The organism is Cytophagia bacterium CHB2 (assembly GCA_030263535.1).
In the GTDB taxonomy this organism is placed as follows: Bacteria; Zhuqueibacterota; Zhuqueibacteria; order Zhuqueibacterales; family Zhuqueibacteraceae; genus Coneutiohabitans.
The window spans coordinates 1-13,763 of sequence record SZPB01000156.1 but is presented as its reverse complement, the minus strand read 5'-3'; the positions used below and the strand labels follow the sequence as shown (position 1 = coordinate 13,763).

Sequence of the window (13,763 nt, the reverse complement as noted above, 5' to 3'; positions counted from 1 at the left end):
AAAATCCCTGATCGGCACCTATAGTCGCGGCATGCGGCAACGCTTGGGCATTGCGCGCACGCTGGTCAACGATCCCTCCGTGCTTTTTCTGGACGAGCCGACATTGGGCCTGGATCCGCGCGGCCAAAAAGAGTTGCTCGATCTGATCGAACGCATCGCGCGCGAACGCAATGTCGGCGTCATTTTGTGCAGCCACGATTTGCCCGAGGTGGAAAGCATTTGTGACGACGTGTTGATCATGAACCTGGGACAAGTGGTTGCTTCCGGAACCGTGGACGAAGTCCTCCGGCGCGGTCGCTCGGGCAAGGGTGGTATGGTGCAGGGCAGCGGCATTCGCATTCAAATCCCGGCAGCTTCGACGGCGGAAGCGCGAAAAATATTAGCCGCGGTGCCGCAGGTCAAGAACGTGACGCTTGCGAGCGAGGATGGCGGTTGGTTGCGCGTGGCGTTTTCAGAGTCGGGCGATGTTGATTTGACGGAAGATCCTTATCTCAACAATAGAATTTTGGAAGCGCTGATCCGCGCTGAAATTCCGATTTTAAATTTTGAAGCGGAACGCAGCCGATTGCAAGACGTCTTTCTGCACTTAACCGAGGAGGCGATGGCATGAGTAATAGAAACAACTTGAATTCCGCTGACATGTCGGGTTCCGGGTCGCCAACCTGGTGGCTCGTTTTCCTTAGAGAACTCAATGAATTGTGGATGGGAGGAAAAGCGCCGGTCCTCCTGCTTATTTTTAGCGTTTTGTTGGGAATCATGACCTACGTGATGGCGAGCAACAGCGAATTAAGCCTCATTCCGCCACAGGAAATGACTTATGAAACGCTGAAAGCCGCAATTGCCGTGGGCTTGTTCATCAGCTTGATTATCGGTGCTGATAGCATCAGCGGTGAGCGGGAGCGCGCCACGCTGGAGTCGCTACTGTTAACGCCCACGAGCCGCCGGCAGATCGTCTTCGGCAAGTTTCTCGCCGGTGTTTCGCCTTGGCCAGTTGCTTATCTGATTGCCATTCCCTATATGAAAGTGCTTTCGCAGGGCAATGAAGTCTTTGCCGCCGCTGTGCCGTGGGGCGCGCTAACGGGAACCCTTTTGGCGCCTGCGTTTACGGCGATGGGCATGCTGGCGAGCTTCTGGTCCAACTCCAACAAAACTAGTTTGTTTACCGGATTGGGCTTGTACGTCCTTTTTCTGCTGCCCTCACAATTGCCGGGCCGTGCACAAACTGGCCAAATGGGATCATTGCTGCAACAGGTGAATCCGATTGCCTCCACGAATCATTTTCTGTCGAAGATTCTGGTCAACAACCGAACATTCGAAGAGTGGTGGCCCTGGCTGGTCGCGCCCGCGGCGCTGGCCCTTTTGCTGTATGGTTTGCTGTTCCTTTGGGCTGCTCCGGATCTCCGCCTTGAAGGTGGAAAGGCCGGCAAGTTCTGGACAAAGCTGGGCCGTCTCATCGGCGTGTCTGTGATTGCCGGCATGATGCTGGTGTGGAGCGCAGCACCGGTCGCCGCGCAGGAATCATCCGTGCTTTACCAGGATTTGCAGATCACCATTGACATGGAACATCAAATGGTGAAAGCGGGAGATCACATTATCTATAACACGACTGTGACTAACAGTGGCACGGAAACTTCCGCGCCGCTGTGTTTGGCGATGAACATCATCAACCTTGATGCTGCCGGTGATATCGTTGATCCGGAAGACTGGTCGCCGCAACGAACGCAATACGTTGACGGCTTGGCGGCAGGCCAATCCGTCACCCATTCCTGGCGCGTCAATGCGATTTTGGATGGCGATTACTTGATTTACATGGTCGTTATTCCGGAGCCGCCGGGCCAGGAAGCCACCAGCCTGCCGGTCGCCAGCTCGGGCATTCACCTTGTTGTGACGCCGTTTACCAAACTCAATCCCGGTGGTGTGCTGCCCTATGCGATTGGAGGCCCGCTTGTGTTGATTTTGGGTATCGTGCTTCTTTACCGCATGCGGCGCCGGAAAATCGACATGGGCGAGTCGACGGAAGAATCCTAGCGGTTAAAGTTTTTGCTTTTGTGCTAAAAATTTCACTCATATTGTGCCACTTATTTTGCTTAAAAGAGTATCGGTTTGTTTGCCGTTAAATGTCTATTACCATGAATTCACGGAGGTAAGGATGCAGCGCAGCCAACGAAGGATGATTCTGCCGGTAACGATCCTTTTGGGATTACAGCTTTTCGCGTGCCAACAAAAGGCTGACGCCCCGCCTGATCTCGAAAAGTACGCCAAACTGGAGTACACCGGACAGGCGTTGCATCGTGTGCGATTGACCGCGAAACGGGCGGCAGAACTGGGTATTGCAACGGCCCCGGCTCGTGAAGAGAAAATCTCGGGACAGGTGCGCAAGATTGTTCCCACGGCTGCGGTGGTTTATGATCAAAATGGCAACACCTGGGTTTTTAAGAGTCCTGATTCACTGGTTTTTGTGCGCGAACGTGTCAGCGTCGAATACATTGACGGCGAGCGTGCGGTTTTAGTGGAAGGCCCGGAGGACGGCGCGCAAGTCGTAACGGTTGGAGCCGCGAACCTGTTCAATGATGCCTTCAGCCAGGTTGGTGATGGCCCGGTTGAAGGCAGAACCGAGGCCGGTGGAACGGCAGCAGGCTCGACCGGTACAATCACGATGCAAGAGGATGGCACGCTCAAAGTCGTGCATCGCGCCACCGGAGCGAGCGGCCTGACTGCTAATGTGGTCATTGAATACAAGCCGGGCGATGAAGACTATCAGAAACTTCTCGATCGCGTCAGAGGCTTGCAGGTCGGTGAGACCAAGAACATTGACCTGTTGTCTGAGAAATAAAAGGCAGTACGATTTCCGGTACAATTCATGCGAGAAGCGCAAGGAGTCAAGATGACAAAACGAGTGCAGAGGTTGGTTGGACTAACATTTCTTTTGGGTTCTTTTTGCCTGATGTTGGCATTCCGCGGCGAATCCGGTACCGCGACCGGCTCGGCAAAAAGCGTGGCGATGCAAGACAAGAAGGCGAACGGCACAGCACCGGACGTCGTCATTTATGCTTCTGACTTGCCAGAGAGCGCACTGTCGGAATTTGATTTTTGGCAAGACCCGGCTTCACCCGGCGGCAAGCTGGCCGGAACGCCCAACACCGGCGGGAATTTGGATCCTCCCCCGGAGAGCGACCCTCATGTGAAATTCAAGATCAAAGTTCAAAGCGGCGTCGCCTATCGCTGCTGGATTCACATGAAAGTCGGGGCGCCCAAAGGCGTATCGCAGGCGAACAAATTCTGGGTGCAATTCTCGGACGCGGTGGATAAGGCGGGCAACCCGGTTTTTAAGCCCGGCACGAAAAGTTACCTTACCGCGCAAGGCCCGACCAAGCAAGGCTGGGCCTGGGTAAGCTGTGATCTGGAAGGCGGCAAATCCGCTTCTGAGTCATTGGTCACGTTCCAAATCAGCGGTGAAGTCACCGTGCGCATGCAAGCCGGCATGGAAGGCGTTGGCTTCGATCAATTGGTATTAAGCCCGGTAAAGTACTTGGATAAACCACCTTCTGAAGCGATTGTAAAAAAATAATAATTGGAGAAAACGATGGAAACTGCAAAAACATTGTCAAAGACTGACGCTTCTGCTGCCGGATGGAGTAGTCTGCTTCTCACGTCTGTGAAGATAGCAGTTGTGGGCTTTGTGGTGCTGCAAGCGAAGGAATGGTTTGACGCCGGCATGTTAGACACGCCTGCCACCGCGATGGACGCGGGTTTGATTGCCGCCGGCGTTTTTGTGGTGAATGCCATCCTCAAGTTGCTAAAACTCTAGCCGGTTGATCGTAAAAGCGACGGTTTATTGAAAAAGGAGGAGCGACATGAGCAAGCTTGGCGTATTCCTATTTGTTGGGGTTATGTTCGGTTTGTCGCAGACCGGTGCGAGCCAATTCGTGAGCGATTCGACAAACGTGCAAACCGTTGCCGCCATAAAGCAAATGGATGATAATGCCTGGTTCACTCTGGAAGGGCACATTGTGAAGCAAGTTCGCGAAGAGAAGTATATCTTTCGCGATCAAAGCGGAGAGATCGAGGTCGAGATCGACAACGACAAGTGGAAAGGCCGCAAGGTTGATCCAGGCACCAAAGTCCGCATCGCAGGTAAGGTCGAGAAAGAGTGGTTAAGATCGATGGAAGTGGAAGTCAAACGCATCGAGTTGGTCGACGGCGAGATAAAAGCACAGGATGGTTCTAGCCCAGCCCGCTAGGCACGGTAGCGGGCCCGAGCTTGGGAAAAATTGCGCCCGCCGAAGGAAAGTCAAACAGGCTTTCCTTTTTATTTTGCCCAAATCTTCCGGGCGTTTAGACACTGGGTGCTCATTGCATCTGCTTCGTGAGACCGTTGCAACTCACTTAGATTAAGCTTGAGGCAGTAAGGAGACTGTATGACATGCAAAAAGATTTCCGTTGTGTTTGCCCTGATCACGACCGCTATTGTTCTGCAACCCATGATCGGCATTTCCCAGGAATTGTTGCCGGGGTATTTGCGTGATCGCGGCCCGGGAATGCCGTTGTCGCAATTCGGCACCTACATCGAAAAAGGCGAATTAAAAATCTATCCTTTTTACGAGTACTACCGCGACAAAAATGCCGAATACAAACCGGCGGAGTTGGGTTATGGTTTGAATCAGGATTTCCGCGGCCGTTTCCGCGCCAACGAAGGTTTGATCTTTTTGGCCTACGGTTTTTCGAACAAGCTCGCCGTTGAATTTGAAATGGCGATGATTTCCGCTAAGCTCGACAAATCTCCGCAGGATCCCTCCGCCATGCCGGCAAGACTTGAGAAATCGGGGCTGGGCGATGTGGAAGGTCAAATTCGCTATCGCTGGAATCGTGAGCGGCCCAACACGCCCGAATTTATCAGTTATTTCGAAACGGTTTTTCCGACCGCGGAAAAGCATAGTCTTATTGGCACCAGCGACTGGGAATTCAAATTCGGTTCGGGCTTGATTAAAGGATTTCGTTGGGGTACGATCACGCTGCGTGCGGCGGTCGAATATGCAGCGGCAGAAAAAGCCGCCGGCCCGGGCGAGTATGCCATTGAGTATCTAAAACGCGTATCCGATAATTTCCGCGTATTCTTCATGCTGGAAGGCACCGAAGATGAAGTCTTTTTGATTCCCGAGATTCAGGCGCATTTCAGCCGGGTTGTGGTGCTCAAAGTCAACAGCGGCTTTGGTATTACTTCAAAAGCGACAGATTTTGCACCGGAAATCGGCCTGATGTTTTCGGTGCATTAGAGTCGCCGGCAAAATGATTCAATCGCAAACCATTATAACTCATCTTGCCAGTGAATTGTTTTGCCCAACTTGTGCTCAAGGAGTCGACATGAAAAGACGATTGCGAATTCTCACCACAGCGACCTTCCTTTTCGGTGCCTACGGCTTGTCGTTTGCAGGCGCAGGCAACGGGCCCAATCCACCTGAATCGTTTACCAAAGCGCATGTTCACTTTGAACAGAACGCCACAGATGAGGACGTCGAAGTTGTGTTCGAAGTCAAGGGCGGCCCCGAAGGCCTCACCAAACTCACGGTGGTCTCTCCTGACGGCCGCACCGTTGTCGATTTCAAAGCGCCCGATGCTTCCACCTTAGGAATTCGCCAGTTCCGTTTCGAATCGCCGGAGCCCAGGGATGTTGCGGGCTTGAAAGCCGCTTATCCGGAAGGCGTTTACACGTTTTCTGGTGAAACCGCCGCCGGCGTCAAATTGGAAGGCAATTCCACATTGAGTCACACGCTGCCGGCGACGACGTCGTTTGTTCAACCCAAAGCCGAAGCAGAGGGCGTGCCGGTTAAAAACCTCGCGATCGCCTGGGCGCCGGTCAAGAACGTTGCGGCTTATCTCATCTATATCGAACAAGACGACTTGCAGGTAGAATTCACGGCAAGATTGGCCGGAACTGCGTCTAAATTTGCAGTGCCCGACGGTTTTCTCGTTCCAGGCACGCAATACACGCTGGGACTCGGAACGGTAACAGAAGATGGCAATGTTTCGATTATTGAGACCTGGTTTACAACGGCTGAAACGAACTGAGGGATGGCGCCGATGCAAGCTCTTTCTCGACTCATGGCATCTTTTGCAGTGGTGTTACCGATTGGCCTTTGTGAAGCACAGGAAGATCGTCAAAGCAGCAGTTCGCGCGGCAAATTTTTGTACGAAGAATATGCCGGTTGCGCAAGTTGCCATGGCTTCGATGGCACGGGCAACGTGGAGGGGCTGAAGCTCGATCCCCCACCGCCGGATTTGACCGATTGCAGTTTCAATTCGCGCGAGCCGCGCCGTGATTGGAGCGCCGTGATAGCGCGCGGGGGCGAGGCGCGCGGACTTTCCATGAGCATGCCCGCCTATGGCGAGGTGCTGACCGCAGCCCAGATCGACACGATTATTGATTATCTCAAGACATTTTGCACGGACACCGGCTGGCCCCAGGGTGAGTTGAATTTTCGGCGGCCGCAGATCACTTCAAAAGCCTTTCCTGAAAATGAAGCGTTGCTGATTCCAACCTATACCAATGACGCCCGGACATCGACGGTCACCAAGCTGGTTTATGAGAGGCGTCTGGGCCGGAAGGGTCAGTGGGAAGTCGCCGTGCCGTTCGCCACGGAATCAGGCCCGGCTTTGTCTTCCGGCATCGGCGATGTTGAAGTGAGTGTGAAACACGTGCTTGCCCATCGCCCTGCATCGATGTTCATCTTCAGCGGCGGACTTGAAGCAGCCGCGCCCACCGGAAAATCTGAAATTGGTATTGGCAACGGAACGTGGAAGCTTGCCCCCTTTCTGGCTGCCGGCAAAGGTTTTGACGGCTTTTATGTGCAATCCAGCGTGAAGTTCGAAGCGCCGTTGGAATCAGAGGCCGGCGAAAATGAATTACTTTATAACTTTGCCCTCACAGTGCCGGTGACCAAAGAGAAAAAGGGGCTGATTCCCATGCTTGAGTTCAATGGAATCACGGCGACCGAGTCCGGCAAGACGGAATTGTTTATCACGCCGCAGTTTTATTACGGCCTGGTCCGCCGCGGCCATATTGCGGTTTCATTTGGCAGCCAAATTCCGGTGAGCAGCGAGCGGCCGTTTGACTATCGTCTCGTCGGATTCTTGCTATGGGAATATGCCGACGGCGGGCTTTGGTGGTGATGTCACTAAAGGTCCATTTGGAAATTGCCGTTAGAAACTATTCGTCAAAATTAGCAGCGTATTCTCCAGCTTTATATTGGAAGGAGGTTCATTATGCGCAAGCCATTTTACTTAGCTTTTTTGCTCGCCCTCATGCTTGGGCTGTTGCTCTGCTGTAGTTCTTCAGAAAAAACGGAAGCGGCAGCCCAACCCTCCGTTTTAGCAAATGGCGCCTCAGCCGCGCCCGCGGCAGAGGGTAAACAAATGCAATATCGCGCCGTGTGCATTGAAAAACAGGCTCATGCCGGCAACGAGTATGTCTTGAGCAAATGGCTTGATGACAAGGAAAAGGCCAACAGCTTTGGGCAGTATCACGGCGACTTCAAAGAAAAAGGCCACCGGTGGCGAGTCGATGAGCGCGTTAAGCCAGCGAGCAAGCCTTGATCGTCTGGCATTGCGGATAACCTTGAGCAACTCGCGATTAAGAACATTCCTTATCCGGAGAGGCGGGCAAGCAGCGCCCACGTGCGGAAAATGCGTCTGGCCGTTTTTTATCTGAAGAGAAAGGTATGTTGAAAAAACTTCTCATCCTGGTGTTCGTGCTCATCGCCCAGGGTTCATTCGTATCGGGCCAGGATCGGCAAAACGCGACCATTCATGGGTTTATTTACGACGCGGCCAACGGTGAAGCGCTGATTGGTGCGAATGTTTATTTGGATAAAACCAAAATCGGCAGCAGCACGAATCTCAGCGGCTACTACGCCATCCCGCATGTTCCAGTTGGCGCTTATACCGTCATCGTGCGCCATATCGGGTATCAGTCTTATAAACAAGAAACCTCGCTGGCGGAGGGCGAGGCGAAGACGATCACAGTGAGTCTGCAAGCCCAAAGCATCGTCACCGAAGGCGTCGTCATTTCCGGAGATTCGATTCCCGCGCAGAGGTTGTACGAACGTGAGCTTTCAACGCTTGAAATTTCACTGCGCCAAATCCAGCAGATTCCGCAAGTGGTGGAAACCGACTTGTTGCGGTCGCTGCAAACATTGCCGGGCATCATGCCGGTGTCCGATTTTTCCTCCGCGCTGTATGTGCGCGGCGGCACGCCGGATCAAAATCTCTATTTGATGGACGGCACGGATGTTTATAATCCCGAGCACGCGTTTGGCGTTTTCTCCACGTTCAATACGGATGCCATCAAGCAAATCGAGCTTTCCAAGGGCGGGTTCAGCGCGAAGTACGGCGGGCGTCTGTCCTCGGTTCTCAGCGTGACCAATTTCGACGGCAATCGTGAGCGCTTCGAAGCATCCGGATCCATCAGCCTGTTGAGCGCCAAAACCACTCTGCAGATGCCGCTCGGCAAGTCCAGCTCGCTTTCAGGCTCGTTGCGGCGAACGTATTTTGATCAAACCGTTGCCAAGTTTGTGGAGGAAGTGCCGGATTATTATTTTCTCGACGGCAACCTCAAAGCGTTCTTTGATCTCAACAGCAAAAATAAATTGACGATCAGCGGTTACGGCAGCACTGACGATTTGAATTACACGTTCAATAAAAAAGTGCGAGATCAGGCTGCGCTGAAGTACGATTGGGGCAACCGCACCGGCAGCGTGCGTTGGACGCGCATTTTTTCTCCGCAACTGTTTGCTAATTTGTGGATCACCGGCAGCCGGTTCGACTCCAATGCCGATTTCAGCCAATTGTTCGATTTTGTATTCACGGAAAAAAATTATATCTCCGACGTTTCGTTCAAGGGTGATTTTGAGTATCATCTGTCCAAAACAGTGCGGGCAGATCTTGGCTTTGAGCAAAAAAATCTTCATCTCGTTTACAAGCATGAAACGCAGAGCGGCATTATCGACATCGACCACAAACCCAGGCACTATGCCGCCTATTTTTCGGGCAATTGGCAGCCCGCCATAAGATGGGATTTGGTTGCCGGTTTGCGTTACGACTTTTTTGAGGGCGAGAAGAAATTCAAAAATTTAGCGCCGCGTTTTGCAGCAAAGTACCGGCTTACGGATTCCTTCAATGTGAAGGCCGCGGGTGGCACTTACTATCAATATTTGCACCGTGTGCCGCGAACATTTATCGCAGACAATTGGGTGGCTTCGGATCGCGCGCTCAAGGAATCCTCTGCGCAACATGCCATTGCAGGAATCAGCAAGGATTTTGGCTCCGGCTATCAAGTTGAGATCGAAGCCTACTACAAAGACTATCAGAACGTTTACGCTTTCAACGAGAATTATAAAGTGGACATCACGCCGCAGGCGTTTGACGGCGATGTCCCGATTTACACGCAAACCGAGGCGATCTTTCATCGTGGCGACGGCGACAGCAAAGGCCTCGAGTTTTTATTGCGCAAAGAGCAAGGCGTCTTCACCGGGTGGCTGAGTTACAGTCTGGCGCGGACAAGGTACGCGTTCGACCGCATCAATCAGGGCAAAGCTTTTGCGCCCCGGCACGATCGCGCGCATGTCTTCAATATTGTGGGCAACCTCGATTGGAAGAATTTCAAACGCCGGTTGCGCAAACAAGATTTGATACAACACAAAACCAACTGGCGCCTCGGCGTCATCTTCGTTTACACCAGCGGGCAACCCATCACCCTGCCTGGCTCACATTATTTTGTGAGCACGGCGCCGGATTGGGATTTTGCCAGTCCGGAAGTTTTTCCCAGTGTGATCAACGGCTTTCGCTTGCCGCCCTACATGCGCCTGGACGTGAGTATTACCTATGAAAAACACTACAGAAATTGGACAATGCTGCCCTACCTTCAGATTTTCAATGTTGGTTACCGCAAGAACGTCTGGTTTGTTGATTATGATGCCATCCCCAGTAGTTCCGGCGCCGTTCTGACCCCGGTGATTGACCCGATCGCGATGTTCCCGATTCTGCCAACGCTGGGCGTGAATTTTAAGTTTTAGCGCAAAACGGTTCATTCAAAATCCGCCGTTTCGCCTGATGATCTGAGTGCATAATATGAACAAATTGAACGCAGTGATGAGTCTGGTTGTGATGATGCTCGCCGCCTGCGGGGAAAGCAATCTTTCTATTACGGAGGCAACGTATCAGCCCAAGATTGCCGTGCAAGGCATTCTCATACCCGGCCAGGTTCCTCAGATTAAAATCAGTAGAAATTTTCCCGTGAATGTCGTCATCGATCCGGCCGACATAGCGATACCGAACGCCAGCGTCACCATCAGCGACGCTGCCGGCGCTCGGCGCACGCTGCTCTACAATCCGCAAACCCAGGCCTATGAAGCGCAATTCGATGTTGCTTACAATACAACCTACACACTCAACGTTGAGGCTGGCATCGACGGCCGGACATTGCATGCGAGTGCAACCACAACCGTTCCCAACGCCGGCTTTAAGATATTAGAAGAGCGTTCGAACTTGGGAAGCATGGTCTATCGCCAACGCGACGCCCAGGGCAATCTAATCAATTTTGATGTCGTCTTCGAACGGTCGCCGGGCACGGGGTACTATCTAGTCTCGCTGGTCGCGCTTGATGCGGATACTTCGAAATTTATTTACGATAATCCGTTTCGAGAACTGACGGCGGAAGACGTCTTTACGGATTTCGAAGAATACAAATATCTGTACTACTGGCTGCAAGACCGGCCATTGACGCCCGGCATATCGAACACCGAAATTCTTTCCTTGTTTACCTTTTTTTACAGCAGGTATCGCGTGATCATCTATGCCGCCGATCGCAACTTCCGCGATTTTCAAATAACGCATGAATTGCTGCAAGGCATCGACGGTAACTATCATGAGCCGGCTTTTCATATCGAGGGCGATGGCATCGGCGTGTTCGGATCAGCCGTTGCTGATACGGCTTATTTTGAGATCTTGCGGCCTTGACGCCAGATCGTTCTATTCCTGCTTGCAAACAATTTCGAGAAATACAAACGAGCATGTCCGCCATCCGCAAACTGGTTTTATTGATCTTCCTCTTTGGAACACTCAGTGTCGGCGTGGAATTGTTGTTGTTGGGTCACGTTGAAAGTTTCTGGCAATTGGTGCCTTTGGTCCTTATCGCTGCCAGCCCCGTCGCGCTCGTCTTTCATGTTGTTGCTCGAAATGCGGCCAGCATCAAAATTTTTCAGTTGTTGATGTTGCTCTTTATTTTGAGCGGCTTTGTTGGGATTGGCCAGCATTATAAAGCCAAGATCGAATTCAAATTGGAAATAAATCCTTCGCTTAGCGGGCTGGAGTTGTTTCGTGAGGCCCTAACCGGCGCAACCGTGCCCCCGGTGCTCGCGCCGGGAATGATGTTGCAATTGGGTTTGTTGGGCTTGGCTTTCACGTACCGACATCCCACAATCCTCAAAACGGCTCAAAAAAGTGAACCAACAACAAACGGAGAGTGACATGAAGCTGCTCAAATTGTTCTTTGGAACTGCACTTGCGTCTCTGCTTCTGGCCGGCAACGCCGATGCCCAACTCGGACGCCAGCAGGGTTTGCTCGATCCCAACATTGCTGGAGAAAAAGAATTGCTCGCGCTGCCGCATATGAATGCGGAGCTGGTAAAAGGCCTGCTGGAGAACCGGCCTTTTTTGAGCATGACGGACTTGAATGCCTTCTTGAGTAAATCACTCAAGGCGGAGCAATTGACGGAATTGTATGGAAAACTTTTCCTTCATCTCAACCTGAATACGGCCCCCGAGGCGGAAATCATGATGATTCCGGGCGTGGGAAAACGTATTGCGCATGAGTTCGAAGAGTACCGGCCCTACAAATCACTCGCGCAATTTCGCAAAGAAATCGGAAAATACGTGGACGAAAAGGAAGTGGCGCGCCTCGAGCAATATGTTTTCGTGCCGATCAATCTGAATACGGCCGGCGACGAAGATATTCTCAGCATTCCCGGCAGTGGCAAACGCGTGTTGCACGAGTTCAAAGAATATCGGCCCTACAAAAACCTCGAACAGTTCCGCCGCGAGATGGGCAAATATTGGAACGCCAAAGAAGTTGCACGACTCGAGCGTTATATAACGTTGGATTAAGCGCAAATTGAAAGTTTTCTTGCGCCAATTCAGGGTTAGATCTTAGAGTGATTCAGTTTTACCCATGAATGTGTCTTAATCTTCAAGGATGAAAACACTATGCGAAGTTACTTGGGAAAAAAAATGCCGTATTATCTTGCTTTGGTTTGCACGTATTGTTTTGCCTCTGCTTGCAGTTTCTCAAATAACGACGAACAAAAACGTGTTCTCAACCCCCGACCGGTTCCAGAGTTTTCGATCCCCGATCGGAATCCGGCGGAAAAGTACATCTATTTCATTGCCATTGGAGACCAGGGCAAGGGCGGCGAAGACCAAAGACACGTTGCCGAGTTGATGAACGAAAAGGCTCGAAACGACTCTCTTCATTTTGTGATTACACTGGGCGACAATTTCTATAACGACGGTGTGACTTCAGTTTACGATATACAATGGCTCCAAAAATTCGAAAACATGTACGACCTGTCTCACCTCGATGTTCCTTTTTATGCCTCTCTCGGTAATCATGATTATCACAACGACAATGCGTGGCATCAGGTGGAATACAGCAAGATTAGCAAAAAATGGAAGATGCCGCATAACTATTACACGTTCTCGAGGAAGATTGATGAAAATTCTTCTGCACAGTTTTTTGTATTGGATTCACAGCAAATCAAAGAGCGCGACGATCACGATGGTAAACAACTCGCCTGGCTCGAACGCGAGCTAGGCGCTTCCACCGCCACCTGGAAAGTCGTTTACGGACACCATCCTTTATTTTCATATGGCAAACATGGTAATGTCAGCGCGATGATCGAAAATGTGCAGCCGCTTCTGGAAAAATACCGGGTGGATGCGTATATCGCCGGGCACGATCATGACCGCCAGCTTCTCGGACCGCGGAACGGCGTTTTCTATATCGTATCCGGTACCGGCTCTAAAAGCCGCAACACCAGTTATGGCGACATGACGGTTTTCGCTGAAACCAATTTGGGCTTTGCATGGTTTCGTGTTTCTCCAATTGAGTTTCATGTACAATTCATCAATGCGGAAGGCAAGATTGAATATGCGCACACATGGACAAAAGATATGCGCCACCACGATCCCTCAAAATTTACGACAAAGTAAGCACGGGCGGTTTTGGGCAATTATGCTCTGTGGGCATATGCTGGCATGGCAAAGCCTCGGCGATGCCCAGGAATTGCAGAATCCGCCCAGGCAAAGCTCGTTCACGTCCCTCGTTTCAACAGTGGGCGGGGATGTTTCCCACGTTTTCTCCTCGCCCTTGCGTTTTAATCATAAAGACGGATTGCAACTTCTCGTGCTCACAGCCACTACCGTCATCTTTGTCACTTCGCTGGACCAGAACATTGATCAAGATTTTATTGAGCGGGATGATTTTTATATCAAGCCGGCAAGCAAGTTGGCCCAAATTGGTGATGCTTATGACAAGCTTTCTGCGGAATATGTTCTTGCCGGCTTGTCAGTTCCCATGCTGGCCGGCGGTTTGGTTTTAAAGGATAAAAAGTTGATGACCACGAGCCGGGTGATGATCGAATCTTTTTTGATCGCCGGCGCCATAACTCAGATCGGGAAAAAAATTTCCGGCCGGGCACGCCCGTACACCGGCA

The 13,763-nt window shown here is 51.7% G+C and carries 16 protein-coding genes; 15 read left to right on the top strand and 1 reads right to left on the bottom strand.

What is annotated here, in order from left to right; translation table 11 throughout:
- From FBQ85_15640 to FBQ85_15585, 12 genes are all read left to right on the top strand, one after another.
- Positions 1 to 610, top strand: a 610-nt coding sequence (locus FBQ85_15640; GenBank protein MDL1876581.1) for an ABC transporter ATP-binding protein, incomplete at its 5' end; no start/stop codon positions are given.
- Entirely contained in the window at positions 607 to 2,028 is a 1,422-nt protein-coding gene (locus FBQ85_15635) for a hypothetical protein (protein ID MDL1876580.1), read from the top strand. The genes FBQ85_15640 and FBQ85_15635, both read left to right, overlap by 4 nt.
- 121 nt (positions 2,029 to 2,149) lie before the next feature.
- Complete coding sequence (locus FBQ85_15630; protein ID MDL1876579.1) at positions 2,150 to 2,833, top strand: hypothetical protein; 684 nt, start codon at positions 2,150 to 2,152, stop codon at positions 2,831 to 2,833.
- A 51-nt stretch (positions 2,834 to 2,884) separates the two neighbouring features.
- Positions 2,885 to 3,568, top strand: coding sequence for a hypothetical protein (locus tag FBQ85_15625; GenBank protein ID MDL1876578.1), 684 nt, complete (start codon positions 2,885 to 2,887; stop codon positions 3,566 to 3,568).
- A 15-nt stretch (positions 3,569 to 3,583) separates the two neighbouring features.
- Positions 3,584 to 3,808, top strand: coding sequence for a hypothetical protein (locus FBQ85_15620; GenBank protein MDL1876577.1), 225 nt, complete (start codon positions 3,584 to 3,586; stop codon positions 3,806 to 3,808).
- Between the two features lie 46 nt (positions 3,809 to 3,854).
- Entirely contained in the window at positions 3,855 to 4,241 is a 387-nt protein-coding gene (locus FBQ85_15615) for a NirD/YgiW/YdeI family stress tolerance protein (protein MDL1876576.1), read from the top strand.
- A 177-nt stretch (positions 4,242 to 4,418) separates the two neighbouring features.
- Positions 4,419 to 5,273 (top strand): hypothetical protein, encoded by an 855-nt coding sequence (locus tag FBQ85_15610; protein ID MDL1876575.1) that lies wholly within the window; start codon positions 4,419 to 4,421, stop codon positions 5,271 to 5,273.
- Between the two features lie 88 nt (positions 5,274 to 5,361).
- Positions 5,362 to 6,066, top strand: coding sequence for a hypothetical protein (locus tag FBQ85_15605; protein MDL1876574.1), 705 nt, complete (start codon positions 5,362 to 5,364; stop codon positions 6,064 to 6,066).
- A gap of 3 nt (positions 6,067 to 6,069) precedes the next feature.
- Complete coding sequence (locus tag FBQ85_15600; protein MDL1876573.1) at positions 6,070 to 7,167, top strand: c-type cytochrome; 1,098 nt, start codon at positions 6,070 to 6,072, stop codon at positions 7,165 to 7,167.
- Positions 7,168 to 7,260: 93 nt separating this feature from the next.
- Positions 7,261 to 7,590 carry a hypothetical protein gene (locus FBQ85_15595; protein ID MDL1876572.1) on the top strand — a complete coding sequence of 110 codons (330 nt, stop codon included), beginning with the start codon at positions 7,261 to 7,263 and terminating at the stop codon, positions 7,588 to 7,590.
- 125 nt (positions 7,591 to 7,715) lie between these two features.
- Positions 7,716 to 10,067, top strand: a complete 2,352-nt coding sequence (locus FBQ85_15590; GenBank protein ID MDL1876571.1) for a TonB-dependent receptor — start codon at positions 7,716 to 7,718, stop codon at positions 10,065 to 10,067.
- Between the two features lie 55 nt (positions 10,068 to 10,122).
- Entirely contained in the window at positions 10,123 to 11,010 is an 888-nt protein-coding gene (locus FBQ85_15585) for a DUF4249 family protein (protein ID MDL1876570.1), read from the top strand.
- A 77-nt stretch (positions 11,011 to 11,087) separates the two neighbouring features.
- Here FBQ85_15585 and FBQ85_15580 read toward each other — a convergent pair whose 3' ends face one another.
- Entirely contained in the window at positions 11,088 to 11,306 is a 219-nt protein-coding gene (locus FBQ85_15580; GenBank protein ID MDL1876569.1) for a hypothetical protein, read from the bottom strand.
- Positions 11,307 to 11,520: 214 nt separating this feature from the next.
- Between FBQ85_15580 and FBQ85_15575 the strand changes: the two genes are divergently transcribed.
- From FBQ85_15575 to FBQ85_15565, 3 genes are all read left to right on the top strand, one after another.
- Positions 11,521 to 12,156, top strand: a complete 636-nt coding sequence (locus FBQ85_15575) for a hypothetical protein (GenBank protein ID MDL1876568.1) — start codon at positions 11,521 to 11,523, stop codon at positions 12,154 to 12,156.
- A gap of 99 nt (positions 12,157 to 12,255) precedes the next feature.
- The gene (locus FBQ85_15570; GenBank protein ID MDL1876567.1) at positions 12,256 to 13,260 is read left to right on the top strand and encodes a hypothetical protein; all 1,005 of its coding nucleotides are present in this window, start codon (positions 12,256 to 12,258) and stop codon (positions 13,258 to 13,260) included.
- Positions 13,261 to 13,297: 37 nt separating this feature from the next.
- Positions 13,298 to 13,763 (top strand): hypothetical protein (locus FBQ85_15565; GenBank protein ID MDL1876566.1); only part of this gene is annotated, 466 nt, incomplete at its 3' end.

Bases quoted from the DNA above. Each gene is read 5' to 3' on its own strand.
- FBQ85_15610 (MDL1876575.1), top strand. From the start codon at position 4,419: ATGACATGCAAAAAGATTTCCGTTGTGTTTGCCCTGATCACGACCGCT.
- FBQ85_15580 (MDL1876569.1), bottom strand. From the start codon at position 11,306: ATGCTGGCCAATCCCAACAAAGCCGCTCAAAATAAAGAGCAACATCAA.
- FBQ85_15585 (MDL1876570.1), top strand. From the start codon at position 10,123: ATGAACAAATTGAACGCAGTGATGAGTCTGGTTGTGATGATGCTCGCC.
- FBQ85_15590 (MDL1876571.1), top strand. From the start codon at position 7,716: ATGTTGAAAAAACTTCTCATCCTGGTGTTCGTGCTCATCGCCCAGGGT.
- FBQ85_15570 (MDL1876567.1), top strand. From the start codon at position 12,256: ATGCGAAGTTACTTGGGAAAAAAAATGCCGTATTATCTTGCTTTGGTT.
- FBQ85_15595 (MDL1876572.1), top strand. From the start codon at position 7,261: ATGCGCAAGCCATTTTACTTAGCTTTTTTGCTCGCCCTCATGCTTGGG.
- FBQ85_15630 (MDL1876579.1), top strand. From the start codon at position 2,150: ATGCAGCGCAGCCAACGAAGGATGATTCTGCCGGTAACGATCCTTTTG.
- FBQ85_15575 (MDL1876568.1), top strand. From the start codon at position 11,521: ATGAAGCTGCTCAAATTGTTCTTTGGAACTGCACTTGCGTCTCTGCTT.
- FBQ85_15615 (MDL1876576.1), top strand. From the start codon at position 3,855: ATGAGCAAGCTTGGCGTATTCCTATTTGTTGGGGTTATGTTCGGTTTG.
- FBQ85_15635 (MDL1876580.1), top strand. From the start codon at position 607: ATGAGTAATAGAAACAACTTGAATTCCGCTGACATGTCGGGTTCCGGG.
- FBQ85_15605 (MDL1876574.1), top strand. From the start codon at position 5,362: ATGAAAAGACGATTGCGAATTCTCACCACAGCGACCTTCCTTTTCGGT.
- FBQ85_15600 (MDL1876573.1), top strand. From the start codon at position 6,070: ATGGCGCCGATGCAAGCTCTTTCTCGACTCATGGCATCTTTTGCAGTG.
- FBQ85_15625 (MDL1876578.1), top strand. From the start codon at position 2,885: ATGACAAAACGAGTGCAGAGGTTGGTTGGACTAACATTTCTTTTGGGT.
- FBQ85_15620 (MDL1876577.1), top strand. From the start codon at position 3,584: ATGGAAACTGCAAAAACATTGTCAAAGACTGACGCTTCTGCTGCCGGA.